19 protein-coding genes and 1 pseudogene are annotated in these 20,839 nt (G+C 61.6%); 8 read left to right on the top strand and 12 right to left on the bottom strand.

Going from position 1 to position 20,839, the window contains the following annotated elements:
* Positions 1-76 precede the first annotated feature (76 nt).
* The 3 genes from ypfJ to AC0L2X_RS26705 form a co-directional block, all read right to left on the bottom strand.
* On the bottom strand, positions 77-994 hold the full coding sequence (ypfJ, locus tag AC0L2X_RS26695; RefSeq protein ID WP_352491508.1) for a KPN_02809 family neutral zinc metallopeptidase: 918 nt from the start codon (positions 992-994) through the stop codon (positions 77-79).
* A gap of 224 nt (positions 995-1,218) precedes the next feature.
* Positions 1,219-1,674, bottom strand: coding sequence for a manganese-binding transcriptional regulator MntR (mntR, locus tag AC0L2X_RS26700; RefSeq protein WP_023678308.1), 456 nt, complete (start codon positions 1,672-1,674; stop codon positions 1,219-1,221).
* 52 nt (positions 1,675-1,726) lie between these two features.
* A complete protein-coding gene (locus AC0L2X_RS26705; protein ID WP_352491509.1) occupies positions 1,727-1,912 on the bottom strand; it encodes a hypothetical protein in 186 nt (61 codons plus the stop codon).
* On the opposite strand from AC0L2X_RS26705, the gene AC0L2X_RS26710 reads away from it, so the two are divergent.
* Positions 1,911-3,278: an Nramp family divalent metal transporter gene (locus AC0L2X_RS26710; RefSeq protein ID WP_352466717.1), complete on the top strand. Its 1,368-nt coding sequence runs from the start codon at positions 1,911-1,913 to the stop codon at positions 3,276-3,278. The genes AC0L2X_RS26705 and AC0L2X_RS26710 overlap by 2 nt on opposite strands.
* Positions 3,279-3,432: 154 nt before the next feature.
* Complete coding sequence (locus AC0L2X_RS26715; protein ID WP_473559412.1) at positions 3,433-4,086, top strand: dihydrofolate reductase family protein; 654 nt, start codon at positions 3,433-3,435, stop codon at positions 4,084-4,086.
* A gap of 53 nt (positions 4,087-4,139) precedes the next feature.
* Here the strand turns inward: AC0L2X_RS26715 and AC0L2X_RS26720 are convergent, their stop codons facing one another.
* Positions 4,140-5,009 carry a LysR family transcriptional regulator gene (locus AC0L2X_RS26720; protein WP_473559410.1) on the bottom strand — a complete coding sequence of 290 codons (870 nt, stop codon included), beginning with the start codon at positions 5,007-5,009 and terminating at the stop codon, positions 4,140-4,142.
* 92 nt (positions 5,010-5,101) lie between these two features.
* Between AC0L2X_RS26720 and AC0L2X_RS26725 the strand changes: the two genes are divergently transcribed.
* A complete protein-coding gene (locus AC0L2X_RS26725) occupies positions 5,102-5,701 on the top strand; it encodes a LysE family translocator (RefSeq protein ID WP_473559408.1) in 600 nt (199 codons plus the stop codon).
* 11 nt (positions 5,702-5,712) lie between these two features.
* Here the strand turns inward: AC0L2X_RS26725 and AC0L2X_RS26730 are convergent, their stop codons facing one another.
* A complete protein-coding gene (locus tag AC0L2X_RS26730) occupies positions 5,713-6,504 on the bottom strand; it encodes an SDR family NAD(P)-dependent oxidoreductase (RefSeq protein WP_473559406.1) in 792 nt (263 codons plus the stop codon).
* 196 nt (positions 6,505-6,700) lie between these two features.
* Between AC0L2X_RS26730 and AC0L2X_RS26735 the strand changes: the two genes are divergently transcribed.
* Positions 6,701-7,159 carry a MarR family winged helix-turn-helix transcriptional regulator gene (locus AC0L2X_RS26735; protein WP_473559404.1) on the top strand — a complete coding sequence of 153 codons (459 nt, stop codon included), beginning with the start codon at positions 6,701-6,703 and terminating at the stop codon, positions 7,157-7,159.
* 37 nt (positions 7,160-7,196) lie between these two features.
* Here AC0L2X_RS26735 and AC0L2X_RS26740 read toward each other — a convergent pair whose 3' ends face one another.
* The gene (locus AC0L2X_RS26740) at positions 7,197-8,375 is read right to left on the bottom strand and encodes an MFS transporter (RefSeq protein ID WP_473559402.1); all 1,179 of its coding nucleotides are present in this window, start codon (positions 8,373-8,375) and stop codon (positions 7,197-7,199) included.
* Between the two features lie 193 nt (positions 8,376-8,568).
* Between AC0L2X_RS26740 and AC0L2X_RS26745 the strand changes: the two genes are divergently transcribed.
* Both AC0L2X_RS26745 and AC0L2X_RS26750 read left to right on the top strand, forming a co-directional pair.
* Complete coding sequence (locus AC0L2X_RS26745) at positions 8,569-8,925, top strand: ArsR/SmtB family transcription factor (protein ID WP_023719360.1); 357 nt, start codon at positions 8,569-8,571, stop codon at positions 8,923-8,925.
* Positions 8,926-9,019: 94 nt separating this feature from the next.
* Positions 9,020-9,766 (top strand): metallophosphoesterase family protein, encoded by a 747-nt coding sequence (locus AC0L2X_RS26750; protein ID WP_473559400.1) that lies wholly within the window; start codon positions 9,020-9,022, stop codon positions 9,764-9,766.
* 96 nt (positions 9,767-9,862) lie between these two features.
* Here the strand turns inward: AC0L2X_RS26750 and AC0L2X_RS26755 are convergent, their stop codons facing one another.
* Positions 9,863-12,289 (bottom strand): DNA/RNA non-specific endonuclease, encoded by a 2,427-nt coding sequence (locus AC0L2X_RS26755; protein ID WP_473559398.1) that lies wholly within the window; start codon positions 12,287-12,289, stop codon positions 9,863-9,865.
* Between the two features lie 281 nt (positions 12,290-12,570).
* Between AC0L2X_RS26755 and AC0L2X_RS26760 the strand changes: the two genes are divergently transcribed.
* A complete protein-coding gene (locus AC0L2X_RS26760; protein ID WP_473559396.1) occupies positions 12,571-13,422 on the top strand; it encodes an SH3 domain-containing protein in 852 nt (283 codons plus the stop codon).
* 305 nt (positions 13,423-13,727) lie between these two features.
* Positions 13,728-17,231 carry a carbamoyl-phosphate synthase large subunit gene (carB, locus tag AC0L2X_RS26765; protein WP_473559394.1) on the top strand — a complete coding sequence of 1,168 codons (3,504 nt, stop codon included), beginning with the start codon at positions 13,728-13,730 and terminating at the stop codon, positions 17,229-17,231.
* Between the two features lie 151 nt (positions 17,232-17,382).
* Here carB and AC0L2X_RS26770 read toward each other — a convergent pair whose 3' ends face one another.
* The 5 genes and pseudogenes from AC0L2X_RS26770 to AC0L2X_RS26790 all read right to left on the bottom strand — a co-directional run bounded on the left by AC0L2X_RS26770 (position 17,383) and on the right by AC0L2X_RS26790 (position 20,694).
* Positions 17,383-18,021, bottom strand: a complete 639-nt coding sequence (locus AC0L2X_RS26770; RefSeq protein WP_473559393.1) for a HEPN domain-containing protein — start codon at positions 18,019-18,021, stop codon at positions 17,383-17,385.
* 30 nt (positions 18,022-18,051) lie between these two features.
* Positions 18,052-19,245 carry a GmrSD restriction endonuclease domain-containing protein gene (locus AC0L2X_RS26775; RefSeq protein ID WP_473559391.1) on the bottom strand — a complete coding sequence of 398 codons (1,194 nt, stop codon included), beginning with the start codon at positions 19,243-19,245 and terminating at the stop codon, positions 18,052-18,054.
* Between the two features lie 190 nt (positions 19,246-19,435).
* Positions 19,436-19,734: pseudogene (locus tag AC0L2X_RS26780) on the bottom strand (RidA family protein).
* A gap of 111 nt (positions 19,735-19,845) precedes the next feature.
* Positions 19,846-20,310: a DUF6644 family protein gene (locus tag AC0L2X_RS26785; protein WP_473559389.1), complete on the bottom strand. Its 465-nt coding sequence runs from the start codon at positions 20,308-20,310 to the stop codon at positions 19,846-19,848.
* Positions 20,311-20,694 (bottom strand): DUF6152 family protein, encoded by a 384-nt coding sequence (locus AC0L2X_RS26790; protein WP_473559387.1) that lies wholly within the window; start codon positions 20,692-20,694, stop codon positions 20,311-20,313. It abuts the gene before it with no gap.
* Positions 20,695-20,839: the final 145 nt, after the last annotated feature.

Here is a 20,839-nt window from a genome sequence, read left to right on the forward strand (position 1 = left end):
AGGGAACAGGCAGAGTGTTTTCGTCCTGACATCCCCTGACTGCGATCCAGTCTCGGATTACGAGAAAGCCGTCGGCTCAGATCGGATTGTTGAACGTGTCGCAGTCCGATAGCTTGCCGTTCTGGAAGCCCCGCGCCAGCCAGGTCTGCCGCTGCTGCGACGTGCCGTGGTTGAAGCTTTCCGGCACGACGTAGCCCTGCATCTTCTTCTGCAGCGTGTCATCGCCGATCTGCTTGGCGGCGTTCAGTGCCTCCGCCATGTCGCCCTGTTCCAAGATGCCCTTCTGACCGGTGAAATGTGCCCAGATGCCGGCAAAGCAGTCGGCCTGCAGCTCGACCTGCACCGACATGTGGTTGGTGTCGGCTTCGCTCATATTCTGCCGCATCTGATTGAATTTGGGCAGGATGCCGACGAGGTTCTGCACGTGATGGCCGACCTCATGCGCGATCACATAGGCCTGTGCGAAATCGCCGGACGCGCCGAACTGCTGATCGAGCTGCTGGAAGAAGGTGGTGTCGAGATAGACCTTGCGATCGTTGGGACAGTAGAATGGTCCGGCCGCTGACGAGGCAGAACCGCAAGCGGAGCCGATCCGGCCGCTAAACAGGACCAGTTTTGGATCTTGATAGGTCAGGCCCTCGGACTGGAAAATACCGGTCCAGGTATCCTCGGTCTCGGCCAGCACGGTCGATACGAACTGCTTCATCTCGTCGGACGCGGGCGCACCGGTACCGCCGCCTTGCTCGCCGCTATTGTCGGTGATCTCGCCGCCGCCGGGCTGCAAGCCGCTGTTATCGAGGATCTGGCTCGGGTCGAAGCCGAAATACCACCCTGCCAGGAAAATCAACCCTACGATGATGATGCCCGACATGCCGCCGCCGCCGGCGCGACCGCCGATCGGGATGCGAAACTGCCCCGGCCCGCCACCAAGCCCGCCGCTCTGGCCGCGCTCGTCCTCGACATTGTCACTCTGACGACGGCCCTTCCAGAGCATGGCAACCCCCGTTTATGCAATTTTCCGGCTGATCGGGCCGTGTCCCGGTCCGATCGGACACGACAACAATTATCTCAACGGTTACGCCAAGTCACAGTATTTTTCGTGCGAACAAGCAATGCTTGCTGACGCTTGTCTGGTCTGGCCGAGACATCGCAAGGTCTGTGCCGCTCACCCTGCTCGTGGGAAGCGAGTGGCGCGACGAGATGCGCTGGCCGTGCTTTTCAGCGGGCGGCGATTATTGCCTTGCGAAAGGCTTCGAGCGTCTCGGCGCTGACATGATGCTCGATGCCCTCGGCGTCGATGCGCGCCGTCTCGGCGCTGACCCCGAGCGAGCGCAGGAAGGCCTCGACCGTCTGGTGGCGAATGCGGCTCTCTTCCGCAACCTTGCGGCCGGCATCGGTCAGGAACACGCCACGATAGGGTTTCCGGGAGACCAGCCCGTCGGCGCACAGCCGCGTCAGCATTTTCGCCACCGTCGGCTGGGCGACGCCGAGCCGTGCCGCGATGTCGACCTGGCGCGCCTCGTTGCCGTCCTCGATCAGGTCGGCGATGAGCTCGACATAATCCTCGACCAGCGCGCTGCGGCGCGCTTCACGCGTCTGCCGGAAGCCTTCCGAGTGAATTTCTGCATCAGGCAGCGGCTTTTCGCGAGGAACCGGTCTTTTCTTCAGCGCCAATACGCGCTCCTCCCGGCAGTTTGAATCGGCATTGCAGTCATAGCACAGAACCCTATTGGTTCTGGCCGTTTATTTCCATTCGGTGGCCGGCGCAACCGGCGTTCACCGCCGTTCCGGCCGCACGGCCAAGCGGTTGCACGAAAAAGCTCAGACAATGAAATATAGCATATTGCATAATGTTCAGCCGTGGCATAAATAAGGACAGAATATCGATCGCTCCTGTGGAAAGCCAGTTCATGTCGGAAGCCGAAGCCACCTCAGCCCCCCGGTCCATGTGGCGATTTGCCCGCCCGGAGGACGGCGAGCAGCCCAGCCTTCGCGAAGTCAACGCCACGATCGCCGTGCCGCACTCGGGGATTTGGCTTCGCCGGCTGTTCGCCTTCATGGGGCCGGGCTACATGGTTTCGGTCGGCTACATGGATCCTGGTAATTGGGCGACCGACCTCGCCGGTGGGGCTCAGTTCGGCTACACGCTGCTGTTCATCATCATGTTGTCGAACCTGATGGCGATCCTGCTGCAGGCGCTCGCCGCCAGGCTTGGCATCGCCACTGGCCGCGACCTTGCACAGGCGTGCCGCGCCTATTATCCGCGTCCGGTCAATTTCATGCTTTGGGTCGCTTGCGAATTGGCCATCATCGCCTGCGACCTCGCCGAGGTCATTGGCACGGCGATCGCCTTGCAACTGCTGTTCGGCATTCCGCTGATCGGCGGCGCCATCATCACCGCGCTCGATGCCTTCCTGCTGCTGTTGCTGATGAACAAGGGCTTCCGTTTCCTCGAGGCCTTCATCATAGCGCTTTTGATCATCATCTTCGGCTGCTTCGCCATCCAGATCTTTGCCGCCGCCCCGCCGGTCGGCTCCATCCTGCATGCGATGTTCGTGCCATCGTCCGAGATCGTCACCAATCCGGCCATGCTTTACATCGCCATCGGCATCATCGGTGCCACGGTGATGCCGCACAATCTCTATCTGCACTCCTCGATCGTGCAGACCCGCGCCTACGAGCGCACCGATCGCGGCAAGCGCGACGCTATCAAATGGGCGACGACCGACTCGACCATCGCGCTGATACTGGCGCTGTTCGTCAATGCCTCCATCCTGATCGTGTCGGCGGTGGCGTTCCACGGCACCGGTCATCATGACGTTGCCGAGATCGGCCAGGCCTTCGAGCTTCTGTCGCCGCTGCTCGGCCTCGGCATCGCTTCCATTCTGTTTGCCGTAGCGCTGCTTGCCTCCGGCCTGAACTCGACGGTGACGGCGACGCTCGCCGGCCAGATCGTGATGGAAGGGTTCCTGCGTCTGCGCATCCCGCAATGGGCGCGCCGCCTGCTGACGCGCGGCATCGCCATCGTCCCGGTGGTGGTGGTCACTGCGCTCTATGGCGAGAAGGGAACCGGCCAGTTGCTGGTCTTCAGCCAGGTAATCCTGTCGATGCAGCTTCCCTTCGCTGTCGTACCGCTGGTGCAGTTCGTCTCGGACAAGCGCAAGATGGGCAATTTCGCCATTTCCCGCGCTGTTGCCGTGCTGGCCTGGGTGGTCGCTGGGCTCATCCTGGTGCTCAACTTCAAGCTGCTCTACGATACGGTCGTCGGTCTGGGCTGAGCGTTTCTCTTCTCCAAGCCGATGCAACAAGGTCGGCAGTCATCCGCCCTTCCAACCCTGGAAATTTGCCGGCCGCTGTCGGATAAATGCCCGTTCGCCCGTCCTTGGCTCGAACTCCGGCCATGACGGCACGGATCAGGGAAAGGAAGCTCCAATGAGGAAGATCATCGCCGCAACATTCGTCAGCCTCGACGGCGTCATGCAAGCGCCCGGCGGCCCGCAAGAGGACCCTGTCGGGGGCTTCAAATTCGGCGGCTGGACGTTTCACTACTGGGACGACGTGATGGGCGCCGCGATGGGCGAGACGTTTTCAAAACCGTTCGCGCTGCTTCTCGGCCGCAAGACCTACGACATCTTCGCCGCCCACTGGCCTTATCAGAAGAATGACCCGATCGCCGACAGCTTCAACGCCGTCACCAAATATGTGGCGACGCACAGGCCGGATACGCTGTCCTGGCAAAATAGCCAGCCGCTCGGCGGCGATGTCGTGGCGACGTTGCGCCGGATGAAGCAGGAGGACGGCCCGGACCTGCTCATTCAGGGATCGAGCGAGCTGATCCAGACCTTGCTCGCCAATGACCTGATCGACGAGATCAGCCTGCTGATTTTCCCGCTGGTGCTGGGCAAGGGCAAAAAATTGTTCGGCAGCGGCACGATACCTGCCGCGTTCAAGCTGACCCGTTCGCAGACATCGACCACCGGCGTCCTCATGGCGAGCTATGAACGCTCCGGCGAGATCAAGACCGGGTCCTTTGCCACGGAGCAGCCGTCCGAAGCGGAGATCGAGCGGCGCAAGAACTGGAAGTAGATCCTGCGGGCGATCAAGGACGGCTGAACACTGGCCGCCCTTTTTGTTGTTTTTTAAGCCGCCTCTCGTCGGCGTGCCAACCCATCGCGGAGGTGGCCCGCGAATGCCAGTGCAGCCGGCGCGACTCCGTGCTTCGGCAAATGCAGATTGATCGAAAAATTCGGCAATGACGGCAGCTCCGGATCGTTGGCCAAAATGTCGAGGTCGGCAGGCACCGTCGACGCCAACCAGGTGGTGACGGCCAAGTCCGAACGCACCGTCGCCGTCGTCGCGTCGATGCTGCCGTTTTCGAATACGGTGCGCCATTCCAGCCCATGCTCGTCAAGCGCCTCCAGCACCACCGGGCGGAACGCGCAGGTCTCGGCGACCATCGAAACCGGCAAGGGCCGCTTGCCGCGGGCGGCGCCGCCTTTGGCGCCGACCCAGACCAGCCGGTCGACAACAAGGCATTCGCCGGCCGACCGGCCGATCGGCTCCTCGATCACCGCGAGCTCTATCGTGCCGGTCGCCAAGGCTGCGGCCAACTCTGGCGACGAAGCACAGACAAGCGAGATCTCGACCTGCGGATAGGCCTCGGCATAGGCCTTCAGCACCGGCGCAAGCAAGGTGCCGACAAGGTCGTACGGCACGCCGAGCCGCACCTTACCGGCAACCGCATCGCCCGCCATCTCCGCCACGATCTCGTCATTGAGGGAAAGCAGGCGCTTGCCCTTGCCGAACAATCGTTCGCCGGAGCGGGTCAATCGCAATCCGCGCCGATCGCGGTCGAACAGGCTGCAGCCGAGAAGCTCTTCCAAACGCTTAATCTGCTGGCTGACGGCACCTTGCGTCAAATGCAGCGCGTTGGCCGCCGCCGTCATGCTGGCCTTGTCGGCAACGGTGACGAAGGTTCGAACCAGGGCAGTGTCGAGGTTACGGAGCATCTTGCCATTATATTTGCTAATGCAGATCATAGCAAACATTGCATTTACTGATGGGCCAAACAGCCTACCGTGCAGGCTTCAAAGGAAGCAGCATGTTTGAAACCGTCCTTCCCCTCGTCCTGTTCGCGCTGGTCTCAACCTCAACGCCCGGCATTGCCACGACCTTGTCGACGGCGTCCGGCGCGCAGTTCGGCTTTCGCCGCTCTATCCCGCTGATGGCCGGGAGTGCGGCCGGCCTGGCCACGGTGGCTGCGGCAGGTGCTGCTGGGCTCGCCGGTCTGCTGGCCGCCGCTCCATCGCTGCAATTGGCAATGAAAATGGCCGGTACCCTCTATCTGGTGTGGCTTGCCCTCAAGATCGGCCGCAGCGGTCCGCCCAATCTGGACGTGGGCATGACAAAGCCGAACAGCTTTTTCGGGGGCGCCGGCCTGCAATGGATGAACCCAAAGGGCTGGGCCATGGGGTTGGGAGCGGCAGCATCTTTTGCCGCGCTCGCCAACGGGCCGCTGCAGCTCGCCTTGCTGCTCGGCACGGTCTTCGGTCTTGCCGCGGCCCTATCGCTGGCGGCGTGGTGCGTGGCCGGCACGTTGCTCGCCCGGTTGCTGCGAACCGAGCGGCAGTGGCGCATGCTCAACGCCGTGCTTGGCCTGCTGCTGGCCGCCTCGATCATTCCGATGTGGCGGACAGCGTAAGACCAGTTAATTCAGGCAGCGTAGCGTGCGGCCGGTTTGCCGGCCAGCAGGCTGCCGAAGAAACCTTGCCGCGCACCAAGATAGGTTTCCAACCCAGCCGGGTCGGAGAGCCCGGGCGCGGTGACGGTTTCGCCCTTGGCCAGGCCGGCAAGCGCTGCATCGACCAGATCGTCGGCAGTCATGACGATCTCTGCCGGCAGGTTGGCAATATCGCTTCCGGCGACTTCCCAGAACTCGGTCCGCGTAGCCCCCGGCAGCACGACCTGTATGGCGACCTTGCTATCGGCGACTTCCTGCTGCAGGGCCTCGGTGAAGTTGACGACATAGGCCTTGGTGCCGCTGTAAATGCCGCCGAACGAGGTATCGAAGGCCAGCACCGAGGCGATGTTGACGATGGCGCCGCGGTTGCGCGCCAGCAGCTCCGGCAGGACCGCGCGGGTCAAACGAGTCAATGCCACGACATTGACCTTGATCATGCGCTCGGCCACATCGGCGTCGGCCGTTGCCACCACCTGCGCACCGCCAAGGCCGGCATTGTTGACCAGCAACGTCACGCTGTCGTCGGTTGATATCGCCTGCTCGACCCGTCGCAGATCGCCGTCGTCGGCGAGATCGGCGCTGATCACGTTGACCTTGCGGCCGTATTCGGCGCGCAGCTTGCCGGCCAATTCCTCCAGCCGGTCGGCGCGCCGCGCCACCAGCACCAGATCATAACCTTGGCCGGCGAGCCGGTCCGCATAGACCGCGCCGATGCCGGAAGAGGCGCCGGTGACGACCGCCGTGCCTTTGTCCTGATTGCTCATTGTCTTGTTCCTTCTGGTTCGATTCCAAATGCCAGTGCCGCAGGGCAACATTCCTGCTTCGACCGGCAGATCAATTAATGGTATATGCCACTATTGGAACGTAGGCATATACCATCATCTTGTCAATCCGTGGAGCAAGGACTATTTCTGGTTTGCATCGAGGGTCCCTTCCGGTCCCTTCATCGGAAATCCGCCAATGTCCCAAACCACCCTGCCCGGCCTGCTGCTTTGCAACAACGCCATGCTGCGCCGCGCGACGCGGAAACTCGGCCAGTTCTATGACGATGTGCTCGCGCCCTCCGGCATTAAAGCCACGCAGCAGGGCCTGCTCTATCAAATCCACGTCGGCGACGAACCGGCGATGGGTGCTATCGCTGCAGCCCTTGTCATGGACCTGTCCGCCCTCGGTCATACGCTGAAGCCGCTGATCCGAGACGGTTATGTCGAGGCCTTCGCCGACCCTGCCGACCGCCGCATCAGGCGCGTCAGGCTGACACCGCAGGGCCGGACCAAGCTCGAAGAAGCGCTGAAGCTGTGGCAAGTTGCTCAGCAGCGCTTCGAGGAGATGTTTGGAAAGGAGCAGGCGGCAAGCCTGCGAGCGGCGCTGGACGAAATCGCCGCGTTGGATCTTGACGCACCGCCGGCCGCGATTTGAACTATCGGCGGCCGGCAGCCAAGCTCCACTGACAGCCTTATTCGGCCGGCATCGCCACCGGACGCGCCGCCAGATGGCCCGCCAGCACCACGCCCAGACCAATGATCGGGAATGCCGCCGCGACCACGCCGAGGTCGGCCGGTGCGCCGTAGCGCAGCACCGCGGCGCCAACCACCGCACCCAGTGCGACGCCGAGATAGAGTGCCGAAGCGTTCAGCGACAGCACGATGGGCGCGGCATCGGGCGCCAGCTTGATGATACGGCTGGCCTGCGCCGGCGGGAATGCCCAGCCGACGATGCCCCACGGCACCATCATGGCCATCAGCGCCGGCCCGGCGATCTCGCGCGGCAGGAACATCGGGATCAGCGAAAACGTGACCAGCATGGTGGCACTCAGCGCCAGCGACCAGCAGACGGTGCGCGTCGCGCCGAAACGGTCGGCGGCCTGCCCGCCGCCGATATTGCCGATGACCGCGCCAACGCCGAAGGCGAGCAGCATTCCGGGAAGCGCGATCGGGTTTAGTCCGCCGCCTTCGATGGCGAGCGGCGCGACAAAGGCAAAGACGGTGAAGGCGCCGATCAGTGCCAGGATCGTCGTCACCAGGATAGGCATGACGCCGGGGCGGAGTGCCGCTGCCAGCCGCATCCGGAGCGGCAGCCTGGTGCCGACGATGCCGCGCGGCAGCCGATACCACAGGATCGCGCCGGCGAGGGCGCCAAGGCCGGCAATGGCAAAGAATGTGCCGCGCCAGCCGGCGACCGTCGCAACAAGCGCGCCAAGCGGCGCGCCGACCGCGACCGCAACGGTGGTGCCGCCGACGACCACGGCAATGGCGCGGGCGCGATGATGGTCGTCGACAAGCGCAACGGCCGTTCCCTGTGCGGTCGCCGCGAACAAGCCTGACGACAGCGCCATGACGATGCGCGCGATCAACAGCAATTCGAAGGAGGAGCTCAGCGCCGCGGCGACGTTGCCCAAAACGAAGAACACCAGTGTCCACAGAATGACGCGGCGACGATCCCATTCGCCGGTCAGCGTTGCCAGGATCGGCGTGCCGATCGCATAGGCGAGCGCAAACGCCGTAATCAGCGTGCCGGCGAGCGGAACGGAGATGGCGGCATCCTTTGCAATGTCGGGCAAAAGGCTGGAGATGACGAAACCTTCGGTCGAAATCGTGAACGATCCGAGCGCAAGCCAGATGAGGCGCTTATCCATGGCAATTTCCTTAGTTCAAAGGTTATTGAACAATTGGACATAACAGGGCATGATGTCAATAAAGCCACTGCAAAATAGCCGAACCATCCTGACAGCCCGGTGTCAGGACGGAGCGACGGGACGAAACTATGTGTCCATCAGCCACGAGAGGAGATGCGTTGAAATCGGCTCCGAATGTGCTTAATTCCTGGGCATGACCTTGCCCCATCCCACCGCCGACCAGATCAGCCTGCCGAACGTGCTTGCCGTGCTCGGCGACCCCACGCGGTTGGCCATCGTGCGCTATCTCGCCAGCAAGGAGGGTGTGCCGCTGAATTGCAGCCGGTTCCTCGATCTCTGCTCGAAGACCAATCTGAGCTACCATTTGGCCAAGCTGCGCGAGGCCGGCGTCACCCGGACCGAGGCGGTTGGCACCAGCCGGCTGATCACGCTGCGCCGTGACGATCTCGACCGCCGTTTCCCGGGCCTGCTCGACAGCGTGATTGCCGCGGCCGGCGACGACGCATCGTTGCCGGCGGTCGGCGGCCACGAGATCGAAGTCCGCGCCTGAACGACGCGAAGCTGGATTCCGCTCTCGCCGGCTTCGCGAGATGAGCAAAGTAGCTTCACCCGCCCTCCAGCCACTCCAATTAACGGAGCCTGCCATGCGCATTGCCGTCTTCGCCGACATCCACGGCAATGTCCTGGCGCTCGACGCCGTGCTCGATGATCTGCGGCAGCGCGGCGGCGCCGACCTCATCGTCAATCTCGGCGATTGCGTTTCCGGCCCGCTGTGGCCGCGCGAGACCATGGAGCGGCTCGAGGCGCTCGACCTGCCGACGGTACGCGGCAATCACGACCGCCGCGTTGCCCGCGACACCGCCGACGAGACCATGTGGCCGTCCGACCGCTACGCGCAGGAACGGCTGACGGCAGGCCAACGCGAGGCGCTGTTCGCGCTGCCCCTCACGCTCGATGTGGCGCCCGGCGTGATCGCCTTCCACGCCCGGCCCGACCACGACGAAAAATACCTGACTGACGCGATTGTCGACGGCCGACTGGTGCGCGCGCCGCTGGCCGCCATCGAACGGCGCCTCGGCGCGATCGATCCCGCCTGCCGCATCATGCTTTGCGGCCACAGCCATCGCAGCGAGCTGGTCCGCATTCCCGGCGGTCCGATCATCTTCAACCCGGGCAGCATCGGCTGCCCGGCCTATGACGATTCGACCCCGCCGGCGCATGTCTCCGAACAGGGTTCGCCGCACGCTCGTTACGGCCTCGTCGACTTGCACCCCGATCGTTTCGAAGCCATCGCCGTTGATTATGATCACGAGGCGGCAGCGCGTCAGGCCGAGCAGGCGGGACGGCCCGAATGGGCTCACGCGCTGCGCACCGGCTTTATGTCCGGCTGAACGCGGAACGCGTTCATGCCGCCAGGCTGAGCTTGCTCATGCCAGGCTGAACGTATGACCGCCTTCGAGCGGCAGAAGCCGCGACTGATCCAATCTTCAGTTGTCAGACGCGGATCGCTTCGATCGCTTGGCAGGACGTCGGGCGCTGGCCGCCGAAGTCTTGGGAGCCGAAGTTTTGGCCGCCGAAGTCTTGCGCGATGAAGCCTTTGGCCGTGACGTCTTGGGCGCTAGTTGCGTCGGGTTGAAGGTCTGTGCAGGAACCGATTCAGAACCGGCCCGAATGTCGGCTTCGCGCACCTGCTGGCCAAAGTTCAGGCCGGTCAGCTGTTCGATCTCGGCCACCGTCGAAAGAAACTCCGATACCCTGGCAATTTCAAGCGGGTCGTCGAGTGCCTCGGCACGCTCGCCGAACGCTTCGGGCATCACTTCCAAAACCGGCTTCTGGTCCGCCAGCAGCGCGATGGCGCGCAGGCCAGCTTGATCGGACCACAGAGCGATCTTCCAGAACTTCAGCGGAACATGGCTGTCGAAGCGGTAGGGAGGATCGTCCTCGCGGAACACTGGCCCGGCAAACACCGTGACACGGCCTCGCGTCGTATAGGCGTTGCGCAGCACATAGGTTTCCACCGCGCGCCATCTCAGCTTCCCCTTGGAGCCGGGGTGGTTAAGCGAGCTTCCCTGATTGAAGAAGCCGACTTGCGGCGCAGCATTGGTATAAAAGAACGTGTCGCGTTCTGCCGCGACCGCCTCCTGATCCACCCCCCATGCAGGGTCGCCGCGAAGCGTAATATGGCCCTTCTGGAACATTCGAGCTATTCGTTCCTTGGATTTTGCGACGGGAAATCCAGGCACATTCTGGCTCGAATAAAATTCCTGGGTCATCTGCTCGCCAAGATCGATGCGGCGATCGGGCCGGAAAGCATCGCTGGCTTCCGAACCGGAAATCGACTCCACCCCCAATTCGACAAGCGACGGGTTGTTGATGACCGTCTTGTCCTCACGATTGACCGCCTTGGTGCGGGATCCATCGATATTGCAGGCGGTGACGAAGGCAAGCCTGCGATCGGCGTTCATCAAGATCGAAAAATGATGATAGCGCAATTCGTGTGGGTCCTCGCCCGGTTTGGCAAGAAGGTTTTTGGCCAACCGGAAGGGTGAATCGGCAACCGTCGGCATTGGCAGGACAAAACCCGGTATGAAGCCGGGCTCATACCCTCCGCGATCGTCGAAATCCTCTGTTTTCCAGCCCGCGGCCTCGGCGATGGCCACCTTCGCGGGTTCGCTTGCCGGGCCTTTGCCGTCGTTTCGTCTCGCATCGCCTCCGTCGCGGTCGATCAGCGGCGCCCGGACATTTATCTCGACGGGAAAAGTCCAGGTGACCGAGCCATCGGCGTTGTGTCTCGTCGCCGGCGGATTGCCATCCGGTTCCGGTCGCTGCACCGGCTTGTCCAGCACATCTTCGCGAATGTCGGCGTTCAGCCGAACTGTCTCGTCCATCATGCGCGGCGTGCCGGCCCAAATCGCCAGAGCTTGCGAAACCGCCGATGCCGAGGAGCCCGGCAGCCTGGACTTTCTAGCACCGAGATCGTCAACGATGGCGCTGATCCGTATGCCTTCGTTGATCTCGCGTGCAAGCGCATAGCCGCCTATACCCGTCACCTCGTGGAACGGACCGGCCCAATGGTGCAGGGCGATAGGCTCCCATTCGTTGTTGAAGACCGGGGATCCGGACGAACCCTGTTCGGTATCGGCGACATAGTGCAGCACTTGTACCGTTTCGTCGCGAGCCACCAGCCGGTTTTCACGCAGCACCAGTTCCTTGAAGCGGCCATCGGGATGCTGAACGATGTTGGCGATTTCGCCGAGCATATGCTTGTCGCGCGCGTCCGACAGCGAGATAAAACCGAACTCCCCCAGTTCCTTTGGACCGGAGCGCCGCTCGCCGACCCCGATCAGCGTATAGTCCAGACCTTCTATGCTATCGGTCACGAAACAGGATTCAGGATCGAACAGGAAGGTCGTCGGCGTACGCACGGCATTCGCACCGTCCTGCTCATAATCGAACTGGACCTGGAAGCGCCGGGAATCCGCCGGCGACGAAATCACATGGTTGTTGGTGAGGAACAGCCTTGGCCCGACCAGAAAACCCGATCCTTGTGGATTGCCGTTGAGAAAGGCAACGCGGCCGACCGCATCGGCCGCACGGCGCCCACGCTCGAGGAATGCGACCCCGATGAAATCGAGCGTTGGGCCGAGAATTGCCTCCGGCCCTGGCTGCTTGGCGGCGGCCTTTCTTTCCCCGGCAGACCTCATGTCGATCGCTGCCGATATCATCTCCGCTTCGGTGCGGCTGAGCGACGCCTTTACCTGCAGCCTGTCGAGGCGCCTGGAGAGGGTCTGTTCGGCGGCCAGCGGATTGCCGTTGGCGATGTGACCAAGTGAAGCCTCAATCTCGGCGCGCGTTTTCTTGATACGCTGGCGAACTATGTTTTCCACCTGCGCAAATATTTCAAGGTCGACCATATTGCCCTCCTCAACCTTACTTGAGAGAGTGCATATTTACATGAAATGTGCAATATTTTGCCGGCTGTTAGTTCACGGAAGTGGCCTGGTCGCGATTCAACACGCGGCACCTTTTCGGGCTTACACAGCGCCGCCTCGTCGCCTATAAAAACCGGCTGGCGTGCGATGGCGCTTTCGTGCCTGGCCGCGCCTTCGGCAATTGAACCCACCGCCCATGGCAGATGATTAGGCGCACAGTAACACTCCCGACGACGCTGCTTGCGATGGTTGCCGCTCCGCTGATGCTGGCGGAGCTGCCGGCCAACGGCCAGGAGCCGGAGCCCATCATCTCGATTGTGATGGGTCTCGCTCCGGATGACCTCCTCAACGTGCGCGCCACGGCATCGGCCATGGGCAAGATCGAGGCACGGCTGCCGAGTGGTTCGAGCGTGAAGAATCTCGGCTGCGGCGACGTCAGCGGCTACAAGTGGTGCAAAGTCCAAGACATCGACGACCCGAAGTTGAGCGGATGGGCTCCGGCGCGCTACCTCGACCCCATCAATCCCCGGCAAGTGACACCGCCGGCAGCGGCCAGTGCCGAGAGCCCTGCGCCTCAACCGCTGCCCGATCTGACAACCCGCCTGGGCGCAACGGGTCCCGAAAAGACGCTGAACTCCGCTGATGCCATCGGCAGGGCGGCGATCGAGGATGCTTACCGCCTGGCCCTGGCCGGTGGAAATTCCTCGACTGGACAGGTTGATGGATCGCCGCCCGCAGCAGTGGGTCCCGTCCAGAATTTCGGCGCGGCCAACGCGGCGCCTCCGCCCGACGCACAGACCGTTGCACGGTTGCAGCCGCCGGGGACACCGGTCCCAGGTGCCGGTAACGCCATCCCCTGCGCGCGCTATCTCGGCCAGCCGATGACCAGCTGCAAGGCAAACGTCGTGCGCACCGGCGACAAGATCGACGTGACCGTGACATGGCCCGACGGCGGCACGCGCATCATCAGCTTCAAGGCCGGCAAGCCGGCCGGTGCGGACGCACCCGGCGAATTCCGCTTCACCCGCGAGGGCAGTCTGAACATCATCCGTATCGGTGCTTCCGAACGCTTCGAGATTACGGATGCTTTGGCTGGGTTAGGGATAAGGCAGTAGGGCAGTAGGGCAGTATGTTTTAAAAGGGCGCTCGAACCTCTGCCCTACTGCCCTACTCCCCTACTGCCCTACTGCCCTACTGCCCTACTCCCCTACTGCCCTACTGCCCTACTGCCCTACTGCCCTACTGCCCTACTGCCCTACTGCCCTACTGCCCTACTGCCCTACTCCCTCATTTTCGGGGTTACATCCGGCAAACTCTTCCCTATAAGGCCCTCCTAGCCTGATACCAGAATCGCGAGCACAACCGGCCGGGTCATCCCGTCCGGCTTTTTGTGCAAGCCGCCCGCCGAACGGACCTCGACATGCCAAGACGCACCGACATCAAGTCGATCCTGATCATCGGGGCCGGCCCCATCGTCATCGGCCAGGCCTGCGAGTTCGACTATTCCGGCACCCAGGCCTGCAAGGCGCTGAAGGAAGAGGGCTTTCGCGTCATCCTGGTCAATTCCAATCCGGCCACCATCATGACCGACCCGGAGCTGGCCGACGCCACCTATATCGAGCCGATCACGCCGGAAGTTGTCGCCAAGATCATCGCCAAGGAGCGGCCCGACGCGCTGCTGCCGACCATGGGCGGCCAGACAGCGCTCAACACCGCTCTGTCGCTGCGCCGCATGGGCGTGCTCGACCGCTACAATGTCGAGATGATCGGCGCCGACGCCACCGCAATCGACAAGGCCGAGGACCGCGCACTGTTTCGCGAGGCGATGAACAAGATCGGCCTGGAAACGCCGAAGTCGATGTTGGCCAACGCCACCGACGTCAAGAACGCCGACCGCAAGACGCACGAGGCCGAGCGCGCCGCACTGAAGGCGGAAAAGCCGGAAAATCTCGACGCCGCGCTCGACGCGCTGGAAACGCGCTGGAACCTCGGCGAAGGCGACCGCAAGCAGCGCTACATCAGCCACGGCATGGCGATCGCAGCACAAGCGCTCGACCATGTCGGCCTGCCCGCCATCATCCGCCCCTCCTTTACCATGGGCGGCACAGGCGGCGGCATCGCCTACAACCGCGCCGAATTCTACGAGATCGTCCAGTCCGGCCTCGACGCCTCGCCGACCACCGAAGTGCTGATCGAGGAGAGCGTGCTCGGCTGGAAGGAGTACGAGATGGAGGTTGTCCGCGACAAGGCCGACAACTGCATCATCATCTGCTCGATCGAGAACATCGACCCCATGGGCGTGCATACGGGAGACTCGATCACCGTCGCCCCGGCGCTGACGCTGACCGACAAGGAATACCAGATGATGCGCAACGCCTCGATCGCGGTGCTGCGCGAGATCGGCGTCGAGACTGGCGGCTCCAACGTGCAGTTTGCCGTGAATCCTGCCGATGGAAGACTCGTGGTGATCGAGATGAACCCGCGCGTCTCGCGCTCGTCCGCACTCGCCTCCAAGGCGACCGGGTTCCCGATCGCCAAGATCGCCGCCAAGCTCGCCGTCGGCTACACGCTGGACGAGCTCGAGAACGACATCACCGGCGGCGCCACGCCGGCCTCGTTCGAGCCGAGCATCGATTATGTCGTAACCAAGATCCCGCGCTTTGCCTTCGAGAAATTCCCGGGTGCCGAGCCGGTGCTGACCACCTCGATGAAGTCGGTCGGCGAGGTCATGGCCATCGGCCGCACGTTCCAGGAATCGCTGCAGAAGGCGCTACGCGGGCTGGAGACCGGCCTGACCGGTCTGGACGAGATCGAGATCCCCGGCATCGGCCACGGGAACGCGCCCGCCAGCCATGTCGACGACCGCAACGCCATCCGCGCCGCTCTGGGCACGCCAACGCCCGACCGGCTGCGCATGGTGGCGCAGGCAATCCGCATGGGCACCTCGCTGGAAGACGTGCATGCCATGTGCAAGATCGACCCGTGGTTCCTCGAGCAGATCGCCGGCATCCTCGCGATGGAGGATCGCATCCGCGAGCACGGCATCCCTGAGGACGCCGCCAATCTGCGCATGCTGAAGGCGATGGGTTTTTCCGACGCCCGCCTCGCATCGCTGGTCAGGAAAGACGTCGAAGAAATCCAGAAGATACGCGACAAGCTCGACGTTCATCCCGTCTACAAGCGCATCGACACGTGTGCCGCCGAGTTCGCCTCGCCCACCGCCTACATGTACTCGACCTATGAAGTGCCGTTCGCCGGCGCACTCGCCAACGAGGCTCAGGTCTCGTCGCGCAAAAAGGTCGTCATCCTCGGCGGCGGCCCCAACCGCATCGGCCAGGGCATCGAGTTCGACTATTGCTGCTGCCATGCCGCTTTTGCGCTGCGCGACGCCGGCTTCGAGGCGATCATGGTCAACTGCAACCCCGAGACCGTGTCGACCGACTACGACACCTCCGACCGGCTCTATTTCGAGCCGCTGACGCCGGAGGACGTGCTGGAGATCCTGCGCGCCGAGCAGGCGTCGGGCGAACTGGTCGGCGTCATCGTCCAGTTCGGCGGCCAGACGCCGCTGAAGCTCGCGGATGCGCTGGAGAAGGCCGGCATCCCGATCCTCGGCACCTCGCCCGACATGATCGATCTCGCCGAAGACCGCGACCGCTTCCAGAAGCTCTTGCACAAGCTCGGCCTTAGCCAGCCGAAGAACGGCATCGCCTATTCGGTCGAGCAGGCCCGCCTCGTCGCCGGCGAGCTCGGCTTCCCGCTGGTCGTGCGCCCGTCCTATGTACTCGGCGGCCGCGCCATGCAGATCATCCACGACGAAAGCATGCTGCAATCCTATCTGCTCGACACCGTGCCCGGCCTGGTGCCGGAGGACATCAAGCAGAAATACCCGAACGACAAGACCGGCCAGATCAACACGCTGCTCGGCAAGAACCCGCTGCTGTTCGACACCTATCTCTCAGGTGCCATCGAGGTCGATGTCGACTGTCTCTGCGACGGCAGGTCGACCTACGTCTCCGGCATATTGGAACACATCGAGGAGGCCGGCATCCATTCCGGCGACTCAGCCTGCTCGCTGCCGGTGCACTCGCTGCCCTCCGAGCTGGTCGACGAGCTCGAGCGCCAGACGGCCGCCCTTGCCCGCGCGCTCAATGTCGGCGGCCTGATGAACGTGCAATATGCGATCAAGGACGGCACCGTTTACGTGCTGGAGGTCAACCCGCGCGCATCGCGCACCGTGCCTTTCGTCGCCAAGACTATCGGCCGGCCCATTGCCAAGATTGCTGCCCGCATCATGGCCGGCGAGAGCCTGGAAGACGCCTTCGCCCATTACGGCGCCATGCCCGACCCGCGCAACCCCGGCCACATCGCGGTCAAGGAAGCGGTGTTTCCCTTCGCCCGCTTCCCCGGCGTCGACATCTTGCTCGGCCCGGAAATGCGCTCGACCGGCGAGGTCATGGGCCTCGACCGCGACTTCGCTTTGGCCTTCGCCAAGAGCCAGCTCGGGGCGGGTGTTGATCTCCCCCGCTCCGGCACGCTGTTCGTCTCGGTGCGCGACGAGGACAAGAAAGGCATATTGCCGGCGGTCAAGCGCCTCGCCGGCCAGGGTTTCAAGGTGCTCGCCACCTCGGGCACCGCCCGCTTCCTCGCCGAAAACGGCGTCGCCGCAGAGAAGATAAACAAGGTGCTGGAAGGCCGCCCACACATCGAGGACGCCATCCGCAACCGCCAGGTGCAGATCGTCTTCAACACCACGGACGGCCAGAAGGCCGTGTCGGATTCGAAATCGCTGCGCCGGGCGACGCTGATGCAGAAGGTGCCGTATTACACCACGCTGTCGGGCGCGGCTGCGGTGGCGGAGGCCATTGCGGCGCTGAAGGCGGGGAGCCTCGAGGTCAGGCCGCTGCAGGAGTATTTTGCATAGGCGATTAGCCAATCTCCCTCCTTGTGGGGGAGATGGCCGGCAGGCCAGAGGGGGGCGCTGTCCCGCCGGCGCACCCGAGTGTTCAAGGGTCGCTCAACTTGTTTGCCGCCAAGACGCCAATCTAATCTCACAGGTCATGCGAAAGGTTCTATTATTTTGGAGCTTTTGACGCCCTTAAAAGGCGATCGAATTCGACGTCGATTGTCTCCAACGAGGCAATAATCTTCTGCAGTGTCGTATATTCGTCCTTCGGGTCGACTGCCTTCTGTACGTGACCCTTCCCACTCGTATGTGCCACTGCTCCCCGAGCTTCTCCAAAATTATTCATTGTCTGCAAAAATATTGGGTCACATCTTCCCATATCGAATCCAATCGGAACGAACATTTCCATAATGTTTCTTTCTTTTACTCCATGATTTTCGAATTTAATTCTCTTGTGAAATTCCGATACACACTTCGAAAATCGATCATCAATCGAAGTTCTGCTCGGCCATTCTTTTAATTTATTCTGCTCGGTTGCGTGTAAAGTCTCAGGTGGACGATCTGTTGATCTTCCGCCGAAACCGATCAAATGGAATGTAACAATAGAAACAAATTTGTTCGTCTCCCAAGCGTCAAGAGCTGTTGCGGCCACTTCAAGAACGCGGTCTTCAAAATACGTCTCCACCTCCGCATGTGTCAGAACGCGAAAAGAAAGCGCACGGGTCGTTACGCGCAGCGGATCTTTGTAAGAGCCGGTCGGGTCGAATTTGGATGGCAAAAGCATGCGCTTCAATTCTCTGACGCGCATCTTAAGATCTTCAAGGCGAGTCGACGCCATCTAGTGAAAGCCGTCGAACGTTATACGCGAGCTCCCATCTTTCCTAGTTTCGAGAGCGGGCACATTAATGTCTTGTTGAAGAGCGGCACGAAGTCCGCCCCCCCAAATTGACAAGCGGTCGAACGTGTGCGGCATACCGGCTGTATCACTTTCGATGGCCTCCGAGAACGACGCATCAGCGAGGCATGAGGTGTATAGCTGTCGGACTTTCTCAGCGTTAGCCGCCATTGCCGTTCTGATTTCATAATCCGCAGCATAAAAAACAAGGACATCGAAAATTGCTCTGTTGAAGGATCGCGAACCAGGCTTTCGGGCCAACATGTCATCGCCAAATATATCCATAAGAACATCAACAGCTGCGTTAAATTGCTCAATATCGAGACCAACAGAAACCTGGACTTTTTCCCACGTTTCGTTAAGCACCATACAAGTGTTGTCAAGAAATTCTTTCATTCTCCCTGAGTACCTAGGAAGGAACCGCCGATAAGCCAAGTACCGAACAATAAGCTCTACGTCACGCATACGAGGATCCGGCGTCGTTCTACTCATTAGTCTCTGGACGTGAACCGACGCAATCGCGGTATCATCAATAAAGTCCGAAAATGGCCCGGGTACCATAGCTTGGCGCAATTCTTGAGGAGAAAGTTTAACACTTCCCGTATTTAATCGAAGGAATACAGTATGAAGAAAATTTGTATTTGGCCAATTTCGAATTACTACGGTTCGAATTGTATTATTGAAAAAGGCGTTTAGATCATCCCTTCTTGCGGGATCCTTCTCCAACTGAGAGAAATTCTTTCGAAGAAGATCCGTTCGAACTTCCAACCCAGAAAGGCGAAAAGCATTCTTTGCGCCTTCAGCGTTTCCCGTAAATTGCAACAGAGATAGCAACCTTTGCTTTCCATCCAATACGATAAATTGGCCTCTTTGATTTTTCTTTTCGGCGAGAACTATCTGCGGGATAGGAAATCCTAAGATAACACTTTCAATAAATCTTCCTTTCCCCCCAATCGACCAAGCATCTCTCCTTTGGAACCGAGGGCTCATGTCGATGTTTTTATTCGTCAATTGGGATATGACAGTTTGAACCGTCCAATCGGACGAATATAGAACGGCTTCTGAAAAAGAAGCTGTATCTTTTGGATCTAGGACCGCATCGTCCTCATCGACAAATTCAAGATCTGCTTCAGCCATCGCTTCTCTCATCTTTCCCGTGTCTTAGCCAAGAATTAGCTCGTTACCGCAAGGCCGACGGCATTGGTAGCACTGATTTGAGCATTCAGGCAGGGCTTGAACAGCTCGATCGAGTCTTGGCCAAGCTCCGGCGGCGGACCAACCAGAGTGCCAGCGTAACGCTAGGAAACTGGTCTTCACAACGTCACCTTCACCCCACAGCCACACACTCGATCTCGATATCAAACTCCATCGGCCATGACGCCACCGGCACAAAGCTGCGCGCCGGCGGATTGACGCTGAAATACTTCGCGTAGACCCGGTTGATGGCGTTGTAGAAGGCGGAATTGACGGCGTAGATGCGCCATCACCACATTGTGTCGAGCGAGGTGCCCGCCGCTTCCAGGCAATGTTTCAGCGCCTTCAGCGACGCTTCGGTCTGCGTTTCGATGTCGCCGCGCACCATCTCGCCCTCACCGCCGTCGAGCACGGCAGGCCGAGCGCCCGCACCTAGGCCGACATCACCGGCACCTCGATGACTTCTTTCTTCATGGCAAGCCTCCCTGGATTTTGCCGGGAGCTTATCTGTCCGTCCCGGGAACGCCAGTGCCGACGCTCGCCTCAGTTCAGAAACCCAATAAACCGCCCCGCAAACAGCACGGACGTCCACAGCATCAGCGAAAGCACACCCAGCACGGTCGTGACCCCACCAGCCGCCTCGTCACCGCTTTTTGCGCGGCGCATGAAGACGAGGAAATTGGCGCCGGCGAGGAGGATGAGGGTCATCTTGGCGAGAAAGATCGGCATCGCCGCATACTCACTCGCCCTCACCGAAAAAAGCAGCGAGCCCGTGACAAGCGCGCCGCCGAAGGCGGCCAATGCCGTACGGCGCAGCAGCGCGACGAACGCCGCTTTCGGCAGCGAGCGGAAGGCGCCCAGGATCCTGAGGTCCATCAGCCAGACGCTGGTCACCAGTGCGCCGATCGACATGATGTGCAGCGCATTGACGATGGGGTAGGCGACGAAAGAAGCCTTCAGTCCCCGCACAAGCGCGAGTTGCTCGATGCCGGCGAAGAACCCGTCCATTCAGGCCGGCGGCACGCGGTCGGGATAGACGTCATAGGTCTTGCCGCCGATAATGATGCGGACTGCCTTCATGCGCTTTTCGCTCTCGTCGCGCGAGCGATGGCCGATCGCCGTCACCTCGTCCCCGACCTTGGCAACACCTTCCGTGAAGCCGGCGGCGATGGTGCGGGACGGCGGCGCCATCTCCACCCGCCAGACTTCTCCCTCGGCGTCGACGTCCAGAGTGGCGTGCGGATTGCCGATATAGATGGCCGTGATCCTGCCCTTGAGTTCGAAGAACCCATCCTGCGTCCACGACCAGCCATGATGGGCATAGGCCGCGGTGGCGCCGGCAAGCATCACCGCCGCTGCCAGCGCAACGCTCCGGTTGAAAGGTGACAGCATCGCCCGTCTCCTCGGTTCCGGCACTAGAGGGTAGGTCACGGCGCGGCAGCGTCAAATCACATGAGGTCTGCGCCGCCCCTCATTGCCCTGCCGGGCATTTCTCCCCGTATAGTGACGGGGAGAAAGGGCCAACCGCGACCTCGGC

Source organism: Mesorhizobium sp. WSM4828 (assembly GCF_055811175.1).